The organism is Rubellimicrobium rubrum (assembly GCF_006152115.1).
Lineage (GTDB): Bacteria > Pseudomonadota > Alphaproteobacteria > Rhodobacterales > Rhodobacteraceae > Rubellimicrobium > Rubellimicrobium rubrum.
This window is the reverse complement of record NZ_VDFU01000014.1, coordinates 19,493-37,932: the sequence shown is the minus strand read 5'-3', so window position 1 is coordinate 37,932 and position 18,440 is coordinate 19,493. Positions and strand designations below refer to the sequence as shown.

Annotated in this window: 19 protein-coding genes and 1 riboswitch; of the genes, 16 read left to right on the top strand and 3 right to left on the bottom strand. The window is 66.3% G+C overall.

Going from position 1 to position 18,440, the window contains the following annotated elements; translation table 11 throughout:
* The first annotated feature begins 4 nt into the window (after positions 1-4).
* From ybeY to FHG66_RS12290, 16 genes are all read left to right on the top strand, one after another.
* A complete protein-coding gene (gene ybeY / locus FHG66_RS12370; RefSeq protein WP_139077206.1) occupies positions 5-556 on the top strand; it encodes an rRNA maturation RNase YbeY in 552 nt (183 codons plus the stop codon).
* Positions 549-1,415: a hemolysin family protein gene (locus FHG66_RS12365; protein ID WP_139077204.1), complete on the top strand. Its 867-nt coding sequence runs from the start codon at positions 549-551 to the stop codon at positions 1,413-1,415. Before ybeY ends, FHG66_RS12365 begins: the two co-directional genes overlap by 8 nt.
* Positions 1,412-2,929 carry an apolipoprotein N-acyltransferase gene (gene lnt, locus FHG66_RS12360; RefSeq protein ID WP_246082578.1) on the top strand — a complete coding sequence of 506 codons (1,518 nt, stop codon included), beginning with the start codon at positions 1,412-1,414 and terminating at the stop codon, positions 2,927-2,929. Before FHG66_RS12365 ends, lnt begins: the two co-directional genes overlap by 4 nt.
* Positions 2,930-2,939: 10 nt before the next feature.
* A riboswitch (SAM-SAH riboswitch) is annotated at positions 2,940-2,987 on the top strand.
* 6 nt (positions 2,988-2,993) lie between these two features.
* Positions 2,994-4,187, top strand: a complete 1,194-nt coding sequence (gene metK / locus FHG66_RS12355) for a methionine adenosyltransferase (protein WP_139077202.1) — start codon at positions 2,994-2,996, stop codon at positions 4,185-4,187.
* Between the two features lie 93 nt (positions 4,188-4,280).
* The gene (locus FHG66_RS12350) at positions 4,281-5,543 is read left to right on the top strand and encodes a Gfo/Idh/MocA family protein (protein WP_139077200.1); all 1,263 of its coding nucleotides are present in this window, start codon (positions 4,281-4,283) and stop codon (positions 5,541-5,543) included.
* 39 nt (positions 5,544-5,582) lie between these two features.
* On the top strand, positions 5,583-6,272 hold the full coding sequence (gene trmB, locus FHG66_RS12345; RefSeq protein WP_139077198.1) for a tRNA (guanine(46)-N(7))-methyltransferase TrmB: 690 nt from the start codon (positions 5,583-5,585) through the stop codon (positions 6,270-6,272).
* A gap of 36 nt (positions 6,273-6,308) precedes the next feature.
* Positions 6,309-7,652 (top strand): 3-phosphoshikimate 1-carboxyvinyltransferase, encoded by a 1,344-nt coding sequence (gene aroA / locus FHG66_RS12340; RefSeq protein WP_139077196.1) that lies wholly within the window; start codon positions 6,309-6,311, stop codon positions 7,650-7,652.
* 40 nt (positions 7,653-7,692) lie between these two features.
* Positions 7,693-8,307, top strand: coding sequence for a (d)CMP kinase (locus FHG66_RS12335; RefSeq protein WP_139077194.1), 615 nt, complete (start codon positions 7,693-7,695; stop codon positions 8,305-8,307).
* A gap of 17 nt (positions 8,308-8,324) precedes the next feature.
* Positions 8,325-9,341 carry an FUSC family protein gene (locus FHG66_RS12330; RefSeq protein ID WP_139077192.1) on the top strand — a complete coding sequence of 339 codons (1,017 nt, stop codon included), beginning with the start codon at positions 8,325-8,327 and terminating at the stop codon, positions 9,339-9,341.
* Positions 9,342-10,035: 694 nt separating this feature from the next.
* Entirely contained in the window at positions 10,036-11,703 is a 1,668-nt protein-coding gene (gene rpsA / locus FHG66_RS12320) for a 30S ribosomal protein S1 (protein WP_139077368.1), read from the top strand.
* 221 nt (positions 11,704-11,924) lie between these two features.
* A complete protein-coding gene (gene ihfB, locus FHG66_RS12315; protein ID WP_139077189.1) occupies positions 11,925-12,245 on the top strand; it encodes an integration host factor subunit beta in 321 nt (106 codons plus the stop codon).
* Between the two features lie 87 nt (positions 12,246-12,332).
* On the top strand, positions 12,333-12,695 hold the full coding sequence (locus FHG66_RS12310) for a LapA family protein (RefSeq protein WP_139077187.1): 363 nt from the start codon (positions 12,333-12,335) through the stop codon (positions 12,693-12,695).
* Positions 12,695-13,369 carry a phosphoribosylanthranilate isomerase gene (locus FHG66_RS12305; RefSeq protein WP_139077185.1) on the top strand — a complete coding sequence of 225 codons (675 nt, stop codon included), beginning with the start codon at positions 12,695-12,697 and terminating at the stop codon, positions 13,367-13,369. Before FHG66_RS12310 ends, FHG66_RS12305 begins: the two co-directional genes overlap by 1 nt.
* Positions 13,370-13,440: 71 nt before the next feature.
* On the top strand, positions 13,441-14,667 hold the full coding sequence (trpB, locus tag FHG66_RS12300) for a tryptophan synthase subunit beta (RefSeq protein WP_139077182.1): 1,227 nt from the start codon (positions 13,441-13,443) through the stop codon (positions 14,665-14,667).
* A 414-nt stretch (positions 14,668-15,081) separates the two neighbouring features.
* The gene (locus FHG66_RS12295) at positions 15,082-15,891 is read left to right on the top strand and encodes a hypothetical protein (RefSeq protein WP_139077180.1); all 810 of its coding nucleotides are present in this window, start codon (positions 15,082-15,084) and stop codon (positions 15,889-15,891) included.
* 36 nt (positions 15,892-15,927) lie between these two features.
* Positions 15,928-16,425 carry a helix-turn-helix transcriptional regulator gene (locus FHG66_RS12290; RefSeq protein WP_139077179.1) on the top strand — a complete coding sequence of 166 codons (498 nt, stop codon included), beginning with the start codon at positions 15,928-15,930 and terminating at the stop codon, positions 16,423-16,425.
* Here the strand turns inward: FHG66_RS12290 and FHG66_RS12285 are convergent.
* The 3 genes from FHG66_RS12285 to FHG66_RS12275 all read right to left on the bottom strand — a co-directional run bounded on the left by FHG66_RS12285 (position 16,410) and on the right by FHG66_RS12275 (position 18,328).
* Positions 16,410-16,781 carry a DUF2237 family protein gene (locus FHG66_RS12285; RefSeq protein ID WP_139077177.1) on the bottom strand — a complete coding sequence of 124 codons (372 nt, stop codon included), beginning with the start codon at positions 16,779-16,781 and terminating at the stop codon, positions 16,410-16,412. The two genes, FHG66_RS12290 and FHG66_RS12285, sit on opposite strands and share 16 nt — an antisense overlap.
* A gap of 87 nt (positions 16,782-16,868) precedes the next feature.
* Positions 16,869-17,564, bottom strand: coding sequence for an aminoacyl-tRNA hydrolase (pth, locus tag FHG66_RS12280; RefSeq protein WP_139077175.1), 696 nt, complete (start codon positions 17,562-17,564; stop codon positions 16,869-16,871).
* 155 nt (positions 17,565-17,719) lie between these two features.
* Positions 17,720-18,328: a 50S ribosomal protein L25/general stress protein Ctc gene (locus tag FHG66_RS12275; RefSeq protein ID WP_139077173.1), complete on the bottom strand. Its 609-nt coding sequence runs from the start codon at positions 18,326-18,328 to the stop codon at positions 17,720-17,722.
* Positions 18,329-18,440: the final 112 nt, after the last annotated feature.

Here is an 18,440-nt window from a genome sequence, read left to right as displayed (position 1 = left end):
ACAGATGACGGACGATCCTCTTGTCGAGACCTTGGCCGAGGACCACCGCTGGGAGGTTCTCGGCCTTGAGGACCTTGCGGAACGGTCCTGCCGGGCCACTCTCGTGCGGCTGGGGTTGGAGCCTGCCGCCTACGAGATCAGCCTTCTAGCCTGCAACGACAAGCGCATCGCGGAGTTGAACGAAGATTTCCGCGGCAAGCCGCAGCCGACTAACGTCCTGTCCTGGCCTTCGGACGAGCGGGGCGCGGACAAGGCGGGCGAGATGCCGCATCTCCCCCCGCCCGAGCCCCCGATGCCCGTGGGTCTGGGCGACATCGCCATCGCCTACGAGACCTGTGCCCGAGAGGCTAGGGAGGCCGGCAAGTCGCTGGAGGACCATGCAGCGCACCTCCTTGTGCATGGCACGTTGCACTTGCTGGGTTTCGACCATGAGCGGGACGGCGATGCCGATCTGATGGAAGGCCTGGAGACCGAGATCCTGAGGGAACTCGGACTTGCGGACCCCTATGCTCCTGGGGCAGAAGGGGCCGCCATGACGAGGATGAGCGATGGCTGACGCGAGCAACCCCGCGCCGCGCCGCGACGAGGGTAGCGATGATACGACCGAGGGCCAGAGTCGCGGCTTCTTTTCGCGTATCATCGAGGCGCTGAGTTCCTCCGAGGACGACAAGGACAAGCCGGCGTTCCCTCGGCTTGCGTCGGTGCCAGGCATCCTCAACCTCCGGCGGATGCGGGCCGAGGATGTCGCCGTCCCGACTTCCGAGATCGTGGCCGTACCGGTGACGATCCCGCTCCCCGACCTCGTGGAGGAGTTCCGCGAGTCCGGTCGGACGCGCATACCGGTCTATGAGGGAACCCTCGACCAGCCCCTGGGAATCGTGAATCTCAAGGACGTGGCGCTGCGGCACGGCTTCGGGCGCGGCGGCGACTTCAACCTGCGCGAACTGCTGCGCCCCCTGCTTTACGTACCGCCGTCCATGCCGCTGGCCACCCTCCTTCAGAAGATGCAGGCCGAGCGGATCCACATGGCGCTGATCATCGACGAATACGGCGGCACCGATGGTCTGTGCACCATCGAGGATCTTCTCGAGACCGTCGTCGGAGAGATCGACGACGAGCACGACATCGCCGAGCCCGAGCATGTGTCGCGCGAATCCGAAGGGGTCTGGGTCGTGGACGGCACCACTCCAATCGAGGAATTCGAGGAAGTCCTTGGCATGGACCTCACGGCCCATGAGGAGATCGACGCCGAGGAGGTCGACACGCTGGGCGGGCTCGTCTTCCTGCTGGCCGGCCACGTCGCCAAGACTGGCGAGGTCATCGTTCACCCCGACGGGCCGATATTCGAGGTGCTGGATGCCGACAGCCGCCGCGTGAAACGGCTTCGGATCCGTCTGCCCGTCGAAGCCCGGTGACATTCGTCGAGGCGATCGCGAGGAGCCCCGCGCGCGTCGCGGCTTGGCCCTGGCCCGTGCGGCTGGCCGGCCTTGCCTCGCTTGGGGCGATCGCGGCGTTGGGCCAGGTGCCTGCATCCTGGCCGGTGGCCACCCTGGCAGCGCTGGTACTCCTGTTCGCCTTGGTGCGCCGGTCGGGTCCGCGGTTCTGGGACGGCTGGGCCTTTGGGATGGGGCATTTTGCCCTGTCGCTCCGCTGGATCGTGGAGCCCTTCCTCGTGGAGCCCGAGCGGACCGGCTGGATGGCCCCCTTCGCCTTGGTCCTCATGGCCGGGGGACTTGCGCTGTTCTGGGGGGCTGCGTTCGGCCTTGCGCGACGGCTCCGCCTGGGGGTCCTGGGACTGGTAGCCTTATGGACGGCGGCCGAGGTGTTGCGTGCGCTGGCCCTGACGGGTTTTCCGTGGGTCATGATCGGTCATGTCTGGAGCGGCACTCCGTTGATCCAGCTCGCCTCCGTCATGGGGGTTCATGGCCTGACCCTTCTCACGCTCGGGGTGGCGGCGCTGATCGCCGCTCCGGTCGCCGGGCTTTTGCGTGGCGCGGTGATCCTCGGTCTCGTGGGCGGGGCTGTGCTGCTCGATCCCGGCCCGGCGCCTCCGGTCGCGCCAGACGCTCTGTTGGTCCGCATCGTCCAGCCGAATGTGCCCCAGAACGAGAAGTGGGACCCGGTCCTGCAACCCGGTCATCTGCGGCGGCTCCTTTCCTTGTCTGGGCCGGCGACGGGCGGCTCAAGGCCGGTCAGCCTCGTGGTCTGGCCCGAGACGGCGGTGGCGGACCTCCTGGACTGGGCCGGACCGACGCTCGCCATGGGAGCTGAAGCCGCAGGTGGCGCGCCTCTGGCGACCGGGGTCGTGCGGCAGGACGAGCAGGGCCGGTACTTCAACAGCCTGGTGGTCACGGACGGGCAGGGTGCGGTGACGGACCTCTACGACAAAGTCCACCTCGTTCCCTTTGGTGAGTACATGCCTTATCGCGACGTCCTGTCGCGCTTGGGCCTGCGCGCCCTGGCCGAGATCCAGGGCCAGGGCTTCGCCACGGGAACGAGCGGCCGGCTTATCGACATCCCCGGCATCGGCACCGCGCGCCCGCTGATCTGCTACGAAGGGATCTTTCCCGAGGAGATCGGCCCGGACCGACCACGCTTTTTCCTCCTTGTCACCAACGACGCCTGGTTCGGCCGCCGCGCCGGGCCCGAGCAGCACTTTGCGCTGGGCCGGTTGCGCGCCATCGAACTGGGACTGCCACTGATACGGGCAGCGAACACCGGCATCTCGGCCATGATCGACGGCAAGGGACGCATCCTCGCTTCGCTGCCGCTGCATCAGGCCGGTGCCCTGGATGTGCCGCTCCCACCGGCACTGGCGCCCACACCCTATGCCCGCTGGGGCGATATCCCGCTTTTTACGTTGTTGGTGGGGTTGGCTGCCGTGGCATTCTGGCAGCGGGGGATTGACCCAAAGGGCAGGGGGGCTTAGCCAAGACGGACCCTCGTCACAACGGCTTCCTGGCGTGACGGGCGACCTTAATGGAGCAACCCCCATGTCCCGCCTCGACTATGTGTTCACTTCGGAGTCCGTGTCCGAGGGGCATCCCGACAAGCTGTGCGACCGCATCTCGGATGCCGTCCTCGATGCCTTCCTGACCGAGGATCCCCTGGCGCGCGTCGCCTGCGAGACCTTCGCCACCACCAATCGCGTGGTCATCGGCGGCGAGGTGGGCCTGACCGACCAGAGCCGCCTGCGGGCCTTCAAGGACGGGGTCGAAGGGATCGCGCGTGAATGCATCCGCGACATCGGCTACGAGCAGGAGAAGTTCCACTGGAACTCTTGCGAGGTCACGAACCTGCTCCACGAGCAGTCTGCCCACATCGCCCAGGGTGTTACCGGCGAACGGGGCGAGGAGGGGGCCGGCGACCAGGGCATCATGTTCGGCTATGCCACCCGCGAGACGCCCGAGTTCATGCCCGCGCCCATCCACTATGCCCACGCGATCCTGCGCCGTCTGGCCGAAGCGCGGAAGACGGGGGCCGAGCCGCTGCTGCGGCCCGATGCAAAGTCCCAAATTTCGCTGCGCTACGCGGGCGGGCGGCCCGTGGAGGTGAGCTCCATCGTCCTGTCCACGCAGCACGAAAGCGAGGCGCAGACCAGCGCCGACATCCGCGCCATCGTGGAGCCCTACATCCATGAGGTCCTGCCGGATGGCTGGATCAACGACGCGACCCGTTGGTGGGTCAATCCCACGGGCACCTTCGTCATCGGCGGGCCCGACGGGGATGCGGGCCTTACAGGGCGCAAGATCATCGTGGACACCTATGGGGGCGCGGCGCCGCATGGCGGTGGGGCCTTCAGTGGCAAGGACCCGAGCAAGGTGGACCGCTCGGCCGCCTATGCGGCGCGCTACCTGGCCAAGAACGTCGTGGCGGCCGGGCTCGCGGATCGCTGCACGATCCAGTTATCCTATGCCATCGGCGTGGCCCGGCCCCTCACGATCTATGCCGACCTGCATGGAACGGGAGCGGTGGATGCTTCCGAGATCGAGCGGGCGATCCCGCAGGTCATGGACCTCACCCCTCGCGGCATCCGCGAACATCTGGGGCTGAACCGTCCAATCTACGCGCGCACGGCGGCCTACGGCCATTTCGGACGCTCGCCCGAAGCCGATGGGGGATTCTCGTGGGAGAGGACCGATCTGGCGGACGCCTTGCGCCGGACTGCGGCAAGCCTCGCGGCCTGAGGCGGCAACGCACACCGTTCACGACGGCGTGCGTTGCCGAATGGTCCAGCCGCCCTTGTTCACCGCGTGTTGTTTCACGCGGAGATCAGGGCAATGGCAGAACAGATCTGGACGGCGGACGTGTCGCGGCGCGGCTTCATGGTCGGGGCCAGCGGGCTTGCGGCCGGAGCCGTTCTGGCAGGGGCCAGCGGCCCGGCCACCGCGCAGGAGGGGCAGGCGCCGGCTGGTAGCGTGGTGCGCGATGCCAATGTCCCGAATGAATTGGTCGGCCGCCCCGCCGAGATCCAGAACGAATTGCGCCAGCCCGAGGCGCGACGCCTGGGCTGGGCGGTGGCGGGCCTCGGCCACTTCGCGACCAGCTACCAGATCCCGGCTCTGGGCCGGACGCGGTATTCGGAGCTAAAGGGCCTCGTGTCCGGCAACCCGGAGAAGGCGGCCGAGATCGCACGGCGCACCGGGGTGGATCAGGGCAGCGTCTATTCCTACGAGACCTTCGACCAGATCGCCGACAATCCGGAGATCGACGTGGTCTATGTCATCACGCCGAACTCCTTGCACCGCGACCTCGTGGTGAGGGCCTTCGAGGCCGGGAAGCACGTCATGGTCGAGAAGCCCATGGCGACCACGCCCGAGGACTGCGAGGCGATGATCGCGGCGCGGGACGCGGCGGGCAAGAAGCTCATGGTCGCGTACCGCGCGCATTTCGAGCCCGTGAACCTCATGGCCGCGACCATGATCCGTGAGGGGCAGCTCGGGGACCTCACCTTCATGTCCTCGGACCACCACCGGCCCCTTGATCCTTCGACCCCCAAGGACCAGTGGCGGATGCGGCGCGAGTTGTCGGGGGGCGGGTCATTCATCGACATCGGGATCTATGCCCTGAACGGCACGATCTGGTTCATGGACGAGGTGCCTTCTGCCCTGTCCGCCCGGACCTGGAGCCCTGAAGGCGACGAGCGCTTTGCCGAGGTGGAGGCCGTCTGCACGGTGCAGCTTCGCTTTCCGTCGGGGCGGCTTGCCACGCTCAGCTCGGGCTACATCGCCGACAAGAAGCGCATCGACGCCTGGGGATCACAGGCTGTGGCGGTGCTTGACCCGGCCACGGAGTACATGGGCAACCAACTCCGGGTCTCGACCAGCGAGGGGACGGAGGACCGGCAGTCCGAGTTCGGCAGCCAGGAGCAGTTCACCCGCGAGATCGATCACCTGTCTCAGGCCATCATGAATGACACGGATGTGCTGACCCCTGGGGAGATGGGGCTGCGCGACGTGCGGCTGATCCAGGCGATCTACCAAGCGGCGGCCGAAACGGGGCGGTGGATTGAACTGAACGCGGACGGCTCGGTCGCGGGCTGACTTGACGGGGACGCGGGCGGCTCCTATCCGCCCGGTCCCATGACCGACACCCCTGAACGCCCCTGGCGCAACTTCTATGGCCGCGTGCGCGGCAAGACGCTCCGCCCGCTCCAGAAGACCCGGCTGGAGGGCGACCTCCCGGCGCTGGTGCTGCGCGGCGTGACACGGGAGGAGAACCCGGAACGGACGCCGCTGCGTCTGCCGGGGCTGGGCGTCCCGCTGTGGCTGGAGATCGGCTTTGGTGGTGGCGAGCATCTGGTGCATATGGCGCGAACCTATCCGGGGGTCACCATCCTGGGGGCGGAGCCCTTCGTGAACGGGATTGCGCAGTTCCTGGGCAAGCTGGCCAAGGATCCGGTGGGCAACATTCGCCTTCACCCCGGCGACGCGCGAGACCTGCTGGAACTGCTGCCCGAAGGCCGGCTGGAGAAGGTGTTCCTCAACTACCCCGATCCCTGGCCCAAGGCGCGCCACCACCGCCGCCGCTTCGTGACGCCCGAGCCGCTGGCGCTGCTGGCTCGGGCCATGGCGTCCGGCGCAGAGCTTCGTGTTGCCACGGACATCGAGGATTATGTGCGGCAGACCCTGGAGGAGGTACCCCCGGCTGGCTTTGCCCTTGAAAAGGGCCCAACCGACGAGGCATGGCCGGACTGGCTGTCCACCCGTTACGAGCAGAAGGCCCTGCGCGAGGGGCGCCGGCCCTATTACATGACCTTCCGTCGCCTGTGACGCCGGGCTAGAAGGCCTCCGAACCAAGGAGGCTCCATGTCCGGCCACGGCACACCCATTCCCATGACCGCCCGGGCGGGCAATCCCTTGAAGGGCATCGCCGATGTTCCGGGGGACAAGTCCATCTCGCACCGGTCGTTGATCCTGGGCGCGTTGTCGGTCGGTGAGACGCGGGTCACGGGGCTCCTTGAGGGCGAGGACGTGCTGGATACGGCCGAAGCCATGCGGGCCTTTGGCGCGACGGTGGAGCGGCAGGACGGCACTTGGATCGTCCATGGCGTCGGGGTCGGCGGCTTTGCCGAGCCGTCGGACGTGATCGACTGCGGGAACTCGGGGACCGGCGTCCGGCTGATCATGGGGACGATGGCGACCTCGCCGGTCACGGCGACCTTCACAGGCGATGCCAGCCTCCGTGGCCGCCCCATGGGACGCGTGACCGATCCGTTGTCGCTGTTCGGAACCCGCGCCTATGGGCGCCAGGGCGGGCGGCTTCCCATGACCATCGTCGGCGCAAAGGATCCGGTGCCGGTCCGTTATGTGCTGCCCGTGCCCTCGGCTCAGGTCAAGTCGGCGATCCTGCTTGCCGGGCTGAACGCCCCCGGTGAGACCGTAGTGATCGAGAAGGAGGCCACCCGCGACCATACGGAGCGGATGCTGGCCGGGTTCGGCGCGACGGTGCGGGTGGAGGATGCCGCAGAGGGGCGCGTTATCACCCTGACTGGTCAACCGGAACTGCGGGCCCAGACCATCGTCGTGCCGCGCGATCCGTCCTCGGCGGCGTTCCCGGTCTGCGCCGGGATCATCGTGCCGGGATCGGATGTGCTGGTGCCGAACATCGGCCTCAACCCCACGCGCGCCGGGCTGTTCACCACCTTGCGGGAGATGGGCGCGGACCTGTCCTACGAGAACCAGCGCGAGGAGGGCGGCGAACCCGTTGCCGATCTTCGGGCGCGGTTCAGCGGCAGCCTCAAGGGGATCGAGGTTCCGCCAGAACGCGCAGCCTCCATGATCGACGAATACCCGATCCTGTCGGTCGTCGCGGCATTCGCCGAAGGTCCGACCGTCATGCGTGGCGTCAAGGAGTTGCGGGTCAAGGAAAGCGACCGCATTGACGCCATGGCCCAGGCCCTGCGCGCGGCGGGCGTGGAGGTTGAGGAAGGCCCCGACTGGTGGATCGTCCATGGACGTGGCGCGGATGGGGTGCAGGGCGGCGTCACGGCAGAAAGTCGTCTCGATCACCGGATCGCCATGTCCTGCCTCATCCTGGGTCTCGCCTCTCGGCAGGCCATGCAGGTGGACGATGGATCGCCTATCGCCACGAGCTTTCCGATCTTCGAGACGCTGATGCGGAACCTTGGCGCGGATCTGGTACGGGCATGAGCCGCAAGGACTATTCTGGCGTGGCGGCCGGGGCGGGCGCATGATCTTCACGGTGGCCATCGACGGCCCGGCAGCGGCGGGCAAGGGCACCATCGCCCGCGCGATCGCCCGCGAAACGGGGTTCGCGCATCTCGACACCGGGCTTCTGTACCGGGCCGTCGGCTTACGCGTCTTGGAGGGTGACGATCCCGTACGGGCCGCCCGGAGCCTGGATCCCACGAGCCTCGACGACCCTCGCCTGCGGCATGCCGACGTCGCGCAGACCGCGAGCCGGGTGGCCGTCCTCCCCGAGGTTCGGGCGGCTCTTCTGGAGTTTCAGCGGACCTTCGCCCGGCGGGAAGGCGGCGCGGTCCTGGACGGGCGCGACATCGGCACGGTGATCTGTCCCGAGGCTGAAGTGAAGCTTTTCGTCACCGCCTCGGACCTTGCCCGTGCCTCGCGGCGTTACGACGAACTGCGTGCGGCAGGTCAGGAAGTCACCCTTGACGGGACCCTGGAGGAGGTGCGCGCGCGCGATGCCCGCGATGGGGCCCGCGCGACCGCTCCTCTGCGCGCCGCGTCCGACGCCGTGGCGATCGACACCTCCGATCTGAAGGTGGACGATGCCGTGGCGGCGGCCTTGTCAGTGGTCAGGAGGCGTCTCGCAGGCGCCTGAAGCAGGGATGCCGGGCGATGTTCCAAGCGCTGAGATCGATCCATCCCGATGACTGGCGCGATGCTGGACGGCTGGGGCTCCAGTCTGGCGTGGCTGCATGCCTCGCTTATGTCGCGGCTGAAAGGATCGGCGATCTCGAGCATTTCCTTGTCATCATGATGGCCGTCACCAGCCTCCAGCGGTCAATCGGCGGCACGATGGGACAGGCCCTGATCCGTCTCCAGTCGGCGATCGCCGGAAGCCTGATCGGGTTCCTGTGCCTTGCACTGCTGCCGTCCGGCTGGGGCACGGCAGTCGCCCTGTCCGTTGCCCTTTTCGCGGTAGGAGCGGCCACCACGTTTCGGTCCTCCTGGCAACTTGCCGTGGTCCCGGCGGTCGGGATGTCGCTGGAGGGCAAGGAGGATCTCGTCAACACGGCCTTGGTGACCAGCTCGGGCATCCTTCTCGGGGCGGCGATCGGAACCCTCGTCTCTCTGCTGGTCTGGCCTGAACGGGCCGAGTGGCGCTTCGAGCGGCATTACAGCCGCGCCCTGCGCGCCACGGCAACGCGACTGTCGGACGCGATCAAGGCCACCGTCGAGAGCGGTCACACGCCTCGCATCCAGGAGCATGTGAGCGCTTGGAACGAGTCGGTCTGGCTGACGCAGGAGGCGCTGTCCGACGCAAAATTCGTGAACCGGGAAAAGATGCAGCGGCAGCTCGACGCACTCCGCGAACTTCATGACTCGGTCATCATCCTGGATCGGGCCGCCGAGGTGCAGGACCCGCCCTTGTCCGTCGAGATCATGCGAGGGCAGGTGGACGTGCTGCGGCAGGACGCCTGCCATGTCCTGAACGGCATGGCCGAAGGACGGCGGGCTGGCCGCCGCATCGACGCCATCGACGCCACCTTGGAAAAGCTGCGTTCGGCGTTGGAGGCAGAAGACCCCGCCTCTCCGGAGCACGAGGTCCACAGCGCGGTCGCCTTTGGCCTGAGAGAGGTGCGGCGCAACCTCGCCGCGCTGATCGAGGCTCGGAAGGACGTCACCGCCTGACTGGTCCGGCCGACCTTGCAAGACATCTTCATCGGCGCATGACGTTCCGCAGCCTGAGCCGTGCAGCTGCAAGGCCTGAGCCGATCGGCACCACCGTGACACGTTCAAAAGCAGCTCGGACCAGTGCTGCTCTGCGCCCATGCCGGTATCCTCAGAGGCCTTTCCCGGGCAGAGCTCAATGCCGCTGAAGGTCCGCTGGACAGATCATTGGCCAAGTTGGTATCGGTCGGCTGCGCGGTCGCGCGACGCATTCGCTGCCGCAGCCTGTTCGGCGACGACGTAGGCCTCCCAGTCTTGGATGTCGGGCAGGGAGGGGATGCACACGGGCTCCCCCGGTCGGCCCGACGGGCAACGAGCACGAGCGCCGCGCCAGCCTTTGCGAGTTGCTCGGCATAGCTTTGGCCGATGCCGGCGGAGGCTCTGGTGACAAGGACGCGTGTCATTGTGGTCATGAGGTCTCTCCAGTCCTGGAAACAGCGGGCGCTGATCGGTTTCGGCTTCGGTCAGAAGCCGCCCGTGGTAGCATCGCAGATGGAACCAGCTAGTCAGGGGGCAAGCCGAGCCTTGCCCCCGCGGCCCTTGTGCGGTAGGGGGGCACGTCCCATATGGGACAAATTCCCCCACAGACCGGCGGATACAACCGCCAGGCCCGAAAACCGTGCAAAAGGATACGCATTTGGCAGCCAGCACTAGCATGGCGGAGTTCGAGGAACTCCTTCAGGAAAGTTTCGACCTCGACACCCCCTCCGAAGGGACTGTCGTGAAGGGCAAGGTCATCGCCATCGAGGCGGGCCAGGCCATCATCGACGTCGGCTACAAGATGGAAGGCCGCGTCGATCTCAAGGAATTTGCCCAGCCCGGCGAACAGCCCAGCGTGAACATCGGCGATGAGGTGGAGGTGTTCCTCCGCAACGTCGAGAACGCGCGTGGCGAAGCCGTCATCTCGCGCGAGATGGCGAAGCGCGAAGAGGCTTGGGACCGTCTCGAGAAAGCCTACGAGCGTGAAGAGCGTGTCGACGGCGCCATCTTCGGCCGCGTCAAGGGCGGCTTCACCGTAGACCTGGGCGGCGCCGTGGCGTTCCTGCCGGGCTCGCAGGTCGATGTGCGCCCCGTGCGCGACGCCGGCCCCCTCATGGGCCTCAAGCAGCCGTTCCAGATCCTCAAGATGGACCGTCGCCGCGGCAACATCGTCGTGTCGCGCCGCGCCATCCTGGAAGAATCCCGCGCCGAGCAGCGCGCCGAGGTCATCGGCAACCTCTTCGAGGGCCAGACGATCGAAGGCGTGGTCAAGAACATTACCGAATACGGTGCGTTCGTCGATCTGGGCGGCGTTGACGGCCTGCTGCACGTCACCGACATGGCGTGGCGCCGCGTGAACCACCCGAGCGAGATCCTGTCGATCGGCGAGACCATCAAGGTCCAGGTCATCAAGATCAACAAGGAAACCCACCGTATCAGCCTGGGCATGAAGCAGCTCCAGGAGGATCCGTGGGACACCGTGGAACGCAAGTACCCCTACGGGTCCGTCCACACCGGCCGCGTCACCAACATCACCGACTACGGCGCCTTTGTGGAGCTGGAGCCGGGGATCGAGGGCCTCGTGCACGTCTCGGAAATGTCCTGGACCAAGAAGAACGTGCACCCCGGCAAGATCGTCTCCACCTCCCAGGAGGTCGAGGTCATGGTGCTCGAGATCGACAGCCAGAAGCGCCGCGTGTCCCTGGGCCTCAAGCAGACCCAGCGCAACCCGTGGGAAGTCTTTGCCGAGCAGTTCCCCGAGGGTGCGAACGTCGAGGGCGAGGTCAAGAACATCACCGAGTTCGGTCTGTTCGTGGGCCTTCCGGGCGACATCGACGGCATGGTCCACCTGTCGGACCTGAGCTGGGATGCCCGTGGCGAGGATGCGATCCAGAACTACCGCAAGGGCGATCACGTCAAGGCCAAGGTTATCGAGGTCGACGTCGAGAAGGAGCGCATCTCGCTCTCCGTCAAGGCGATGGAGAACGATCCCTATGCCGAAGCCATCGGTGGCGTGAAGCGGGGCGGCATCATCACCGTCGCGGTCACGAAGATCGAGGATGGCGGCATCGAGGTCGAGTACGAGGGGATGAAGTCTTTCATCCGCCGCTCGGATCTGTCCCGTGACCGTGCGGAACAGCGCCCCGAGCGCTTCCAGGTCGGCGACAAGGTCGACGTGCGCGTGGTTTCCGTGGACGCCAAGACCCGCAAGCTCGGCCTGTCGATCAAGGCCCGCGAGATCGCCGAAGAGAAGGAGGCCGTCGAACAGTATGGCTCGTCCGACTCGGGTGCATCGTTGGGCGACATCCTGGGCGCGGCGCTTCGTGGCGGTGACCGCGGCTAAGCCTCGGGCTGTGACGAAAACGATGGAAAGGGCCCTGCCGAAAGGCAGGGCCCTTTTCGTTGCATGGACCACGGCCGCAAACGGCGGCGATCCTGCCGTCCGAAGCGCGCAGTTGCCGTCCCGGAATGCTTTGAAATTCTTTGTCGGAACGTGTTAACCCCCTATAGTTCCCGGTAAAGCAGGGCCAACCTGCGTGTTCGATCAACTGTCTTGGGGGTGAGATGATCCGGTCCGAACTGATCCAGAAGATCGCGGAAGAGAACCCGCATCTGTACCAAAGGGACGTCGAGAAGATCGTGAACGTGATCTTCGACCGGATCGTCGAGGCCATGGCCCAGGGCAACCGTGTCGAGCTGCGTGGGTTCGGGGCCTTCTCCGTCAAGAAGCGGGACGGCCGCACCGGGCGCAATCCCCGTACCGGCGAAGCGGTGGATGTCGACGAAAAGCACGTTCCCTTCTTCAAGACCGGCAAGCTCCTGCGGGATCGGCTGAACGACAAGGGCATCGTTCCCGAGGAGGACCTCCCGGCCGAAGGCCTCTGATCGCCGACCGGGACCGGTTGCGGAAGGCGCGCGTGGGCGGCTATAGCTCCGGGCGCCAACGTCGTCCGCAACCACGAGGCTCGTTCCATGGGACTTCTCAAGACCGCTTTCTGGGGCCTCGTGGCCATTGCCCTTGTTACGATGGGTTTGGCCAACCGGGGAATCGTGACCCTGCGCGTGCTACCCGAGGCGATCAGCGGATGGCTCGGAGTGTCCCCCGATATCGACCTCCCGCTGTTCCTGGTGATCCTGCTGGGTTTTGCGTTGGGCCTTCTCGTGGGGTTCGTCTGGGAATGGATCCGCGAGATTCCGGAGCGCGCCCAAGGGCGCGCTACCGCGCGGGAACTGGAGCGCCTGCGCCGTGAAGTCGTTCAGCAACGGGCTGCAGCGGCCCCCAAGAACGACGTGCTTGCGGTGTTGGATGCACCGACCATCCCTGCGCGGCGCTGATGGCCTTTCGCGTGAACCCGCGCCCGACCGGACCTGTGCGCGTCAAGGTCTGCGGGCTCACCACCGAGGCGCAGGTCGAGGCCGCGGCCAGCGCCGGGGCGGCGTATATCGGTCTCGTCTTCTATTCCCGCTCACCTCGGTCGCTGGCCCTGCCCGTCGCGCGTGACCTCGCGCTGGCTGCGCCTGTAGGGGTGGCCAAGGTCGCCCTGTTCGTTGATCCGAGCGATGCGGAGGTGGATGCGGTGCTGGACACTGTGCCCATCGACATGGTGCAACTGCACGGTCATGAACCGCCCGACCGCGTGGCGGAGATCCGTGAGCGGTGGGGTCTTCCCGTCATGAAGGCCGTCGGCATCTCGGGTCCGGAGGATGTGGCACGGGCGCGAGCCTATGAAGCTGTCGCTGACCAGCTTCTCCTGGATGCCAAAGCCCCGGCCGGTTCGACCCTGCCGGGTGGCAATGGGGTTTCCTTTGACTGGGGGTTGCTGTCTGGCCTGTCCTGGAGCCGTCCCTGGATGCTGGCCGGCGGATTGGGGCCTCGAAACGTGGCCGAGGCCGTGCGCGTGTCCGGGGCGCGGCAGGTCGATGTCTCCTCCGGGGTCGAAAGCGCGCCCGGCATCAAGGATTCCGATCTGATCCGTGCGTTTGTGGGCGCCGTCGCGTCCGCACGATAACAGCCGTTGCGGCTTTCGCCTGACAGGGGATCGGGGTAGAAGCGCTTCCTGATAGAAGGGGAGGGCGCGCGATGCCGGATACACGCCAGAACAGCTTCATGACTGGGCCGGACGAGGCTGGGCGTTTCGGTCAGTTCGGAGGCCGCTTCGTTTCCGAGACGCTGATGCCGCTCATCCTCGACCTCGAAGCCGAGTACGAGAGGGCCAAGACGGACCCGTCCTTCTGGGCCGAGATGTACGACCTTTGGACGAACTACGTGGGCCGCCCCTCGCCGCTGTATTATGCGCCGCGGCTGACCGAGCATCTAGGCGGGGCCAAGATCTACCTCAAGCGCGACGAGTTGAACCACACCGGCGCGCACAAGATCAACAACGTGCTGGGGCAGATCATCCTCGCGCGGCGCATGGGCAAGACCCGTATCATCGCCGAGACCGGGGCGGGCCAGCACGGCGTGGCGACGGCGACGGTCTGCGCCAAGTTCGGGCTGCAATGCGTGGTCTACATGGGCGCGCACGACGTGGAGCGTCAGGCGCCCAACGTGTTCCGCATGCGGCTGCTTGGGGCGACGGTGGTCCCGGTCACGTCGGGGCGTGGCACGCTCAAGGACGCCATGAACGACGCACTGCGCGACTGGGTGACCAACGTGCGTGACACCTTCTACTGCATTGGCACAGTGGCGGGGCCGCATCCCTATCCGGCGATGGTGCGCGACTTCCAGTCCATCATCGGCAAGGAAGCCAAGGCGCAGATGATGGAAGCCGAGGGACGGCTGCCAGACACGATCATCGCAGCCATCGGCGGCGGCTCGAACGCCATGGGGTTGTTCTATCCATTCCTCGACGATCCATCCGTGCGGGTCATCGGCGTGGAAGCCGGCGGCAAGGGTGTGGATGAGAAGATGGAACATTGCGCTTCCCTGACCGGCGGACGGCCAGGGGTGCTGCACGGGAACAAGACCTATCTGCTCCAGGACGACGACGGGCAGATCCTGGAAGGGTACTCGATCTCGGCGGGGCTCGATTATCCGGGCATCGGGCCGGAACATGCGTGGCTGCATGACATCGGCCGGGCGGAGTACGTGGCGATCACCGACAAGGAAGCGCTGGAGGCGTTCCAGCTTTGCTGCGCGCTGGAGGGGATCATCCCGGCGCTGGAGCCCAGCCACGCGCTGGCCCATGTCATGAAGATCGCGCCGGACCTGCCCAAGGATCACCTGATCATCATGAATTTGTGCGGACGAGGCGATAAGGACATCTTCACGGTGGCGCGGCACTTGGGAGTCGAAGTCTCGGCCTGACACGGACGGGCGGCGGAGGAACCCCAGTCTTCTGTCGTTCTGGCTTGGGTCAGCATCGTCGTGCTGGCCCTAAACTTTGGGCTGGACCGTCGTACAGCCGTACCTACGGCGTGGCTAACCCATGGCCCTATGGTGCCGTACACGGTTGCATGCTTCGGCTGGGCGGCAGAGCAGGACAGACTGACAGCAGGAGGATGCCCGAGCCTTGCCCAACACCATGGCACCGGTGACGATTACGCGGCGAAAGCGAACACCCTACGAATGGGTCGGAGTGACAACCGCCACAGTCGTGTCCAAGGTAAGGCTCAATGGGGCAGGTGCCGTCTGCCTCGGTATGGGACAGGGCTCGCGCCTGGAGGCGCCAGAGCCTGGGGCGTGGAGACGATGATGTCGCCGAAGCGGAGATGCATCCTGATGGCCGCCGCTCTGACCATGCTCGGGGGCGCGGCCTTGGCGCAGTCCGCGGCAGACGGGGTCGTGGACCAGCTCAAAGCCCAGGGTTATCGCGAGTTCGAGGTATCCCGCACCCTGCTTGGCCGCATCCGCGTGGTGGCTGTCAGCCCTGACGGCCGCCGGGAAATCGTGTTCAACCCTTCGACGGGCGAGATCCTCCGCGACTATGTTGAGGCCCCGGATGATGCCGGGACACCGAGGATCTTTGATCCCCAGCTGGATGCTGCAGAGCCTGCGCCGCCTTCTGATCCTGCAGCGGCAGAAGACGTCGTGGCATCGGACGGTGGTGAACCAGAGGAACCCGAAGCGTCGGCTGTCCCCTCCAATGAACCGGCAATGGAGCAACCGGCAACCAAGCCCGACCGCAGCGATCCGGAGGATCCCGGCGCCGACCCGGGAGGGGAGGGGCAGGACAGCGTGGATGCTGAACCCGATGCTGACCAGGATCGCGACAGCGGAGCCGATGCGGGCGCTGATGATGCAGGGGATCAAGAGGAGAACGGCGACCAGGGATCTGCCGGTTCGGACGATGGCTCCAACTCGGGCGCGAACGACGAGGATCGGAGTTCCGGCGGGAACGGACAAGGGCGAGGTCAGAACCAGGGCCAGGGCTCGAACGGCAATGGTGGCGGGAATGGCAATGGCGGCGGGAACGGCCAGGGTCGTGGTCAGGGTGGCGGAGACGGTTCGGACTCTGAGGGCGGTTCAGGTCGTTCCGGAAGAGGACAGGGTTCCAATGGGAACCGCGGCCCGGACAAAGGTGACGACTGATCCTTGACCGCTAGGTCAAGGGGCGGGAGGAGCGCCGTGAAGCAGTCGGGTGTTGTCGCCATTCTGGCGGTGCAGGCGGTGTCGGCCGTTCTGTTCGTTGCCAACATAGGTTTTTCCGTTCTGGGCGTGGCACCCGTGGCCTGGGTCGTGCACGAGATCACGGAAATCGGGGCGGCTGTGGGGCTTGTCCTGGGGACGGTGCTGGGCGGGCTGGCCCTGCGCCGGAGCCAGATCCGCACCCGCGAGGCCGAGGCCAAGCTGCGCGCCGCCTCTGGTGCCTTCATGGAGCTTCTGGACGAAAAGTTCGCGGCTTGGGGGCTGACCCCTGCCGAACGGGACGTGGCGCTGTTCGCCATCAAGGGAATGTCTACCCAGGACATCGCACGGATTCGCCAGACGAGCGAAGGGACGGTCAAGGCCCAGACCGCCGCGATCTATCGAAAGGCGGGGGTTACGGGTCGGCCCCAGCTCCTGTCGCTGTTCATCGAGGATCTGATGGCCGGTCCGCTGGACAGCCGTCACTCCAGGGCGTGAGAGCGGAGGATATCCAAGGGAACGACCTCCAGGGCCTGCCGATGGGTGGCGGCCAGGTTGACGCGAGGAGCGCAGCCTTCTTCATGGGCCTGCAGGAACCGGCCGGCGCAAAGGCACCACGAATCGCCCGGTTTGAGGCCGGGAAATCTGGATGCCGGGCGCGCCGTGCTGAGGTCGTTCCCGACATACTTGGAGTAGGCCAGGAACTCGGCCGTCATGACCGCGCAGACCGTGTGGGATCCACGGTCTTCCGGGCATGTGTCACAGGCGCTGTTGCGGAAGAACCCGGTCAGCGGATCCGCCGAGCAAGGGACCAGTGCTGCGCCCAGGACATTGATGGATGGGTCTTTCTGCATCCTGGCCTCCGTGGGTGAACGTCCTGTGGAATTGCCGCAAACCATGCGGCCAAGGGGGTCATGCTCGCGTCAGGGCCCGAACCCTCGTCATCGAAAGCGATCAGCGAGTTTCTGAAGAGGTGAGCGTTGATCGTCCTGTGCCTTGGACGGTGCCGCGCGAGCAGGCGCGGTTGCATCAGGCAGTATGGCGCCTAGGGCTGGTTTCGAGGGCCGGGGTGGATTGAGGCGAAGGGCGACCCGGTTTTGGAACGTCGCGAAATCCCCTTGGGCGAGGGCTGGGGCCCCATCCTCGATGCCACGCAGCATGTCATCGAGCCAAGCCGCGTCGGCCTTGGCGAAGTCATGGAGCACGTATCCGGGCACGGCGTCCTTGTGACCCGGATGGCCCACGCCCATGCGAACGCGATGATAGGCGTCGCCGATATGGGCATGAAGGGAGCGCAGGCCGTTGTGCCCCGCGTGACCGCCGCCGGTCTTCACCTTGAGCTTGGCGGGTGCAAGGTCGATCTCGTCATGAAAGACGCACAACTCGGCTGGGGCGATCTTGAGGAAGCGCATGGCCTCTCCAACCGAGCGGCCGGACTCATTCATGAAGGTCTGCGGCTTGAGAAGAAGGACCTTCTCGCCGCCAAGCACGCCTTCGGAGGTCATGCCCTGGAAGCGCGACCGCCAAGGGCCGAAGCCATGACCCTCCGCGATGCGGTCCACGGCCATGAAGCCGATGTTGTGACGATGACCGGCGTACTTCGCGCCGGGATTTCCAAGGCCCACGAGGAGTTTCATGAGCGCAGTTCTAGCGCCCCCTGCGTCCGGGGCCAACCAGATCGGTTGCCAGTGGGTCAGAAGCCCGGGCCGTGCTGATCGCAACCTGCTGAACAGGGGCGGAAACGAAAACGGGGCCCCGAAAGGCCCCGTCCGGTCGCGTCATGGACTGCCGCTCAGGAGGCGGCTTCTTCCACGTTGTCCGCCGAGCGCAGGCCCGAGGGCGCCGAGATATTGGCAATCACGAAGTTCCGCTCGATGGTCGGCTTGACGCCGGCCGGGAGAGGGATGTCGTTGATGTGGATGACATCGCCCACGTTGCGGCCCGTCAGGTCCACTTCGATATGGTCGGGGATCTCGCCGGCGGTAACTTCGAGCTGCACCTGCGGGCGCACGGCCACAAGGGTGCCGCCGCGCTTCAGGCCCGGGGAGGCCCCGTGGTTCGTGAAGACCACGTCGATCAGAAGGTTGATCCGGGTCGTGGGCGAGATGCGCAGGAAGTCGACATGCGTCGGCAGGTCCTTGACCACGTGGCGCTGGACGCCACGGCAAACAACGCGCTGGTCGACCTGACCCTCGATCTTGAGGTTGAACATCGTGGACAGGAAGTGCCCCGCCTTCAGGCGCTTCATCAGCGCGTTGAATTCGAGATTGATGGGCAGCGGCTCTTGCCCGCCGCCATAGATGATCCCAGGTACTGCGCCTTCACGGCGAGCAGCGCGAGCGGCCCCCTTGCCCGTCCCCGCGCGAACCTGGGCCACGAGATCGATGACCTCACCAGCCATGGGTATTCTCCAAATATAAAAGGGGCCGCCCTCCAAGGGTGTGCGGCCCGGTTCCGAGGGCGTTCCCTTAGCGCAGGCACGAGCCGATGGGAAGGGGGCTGGCCGAGTCCTG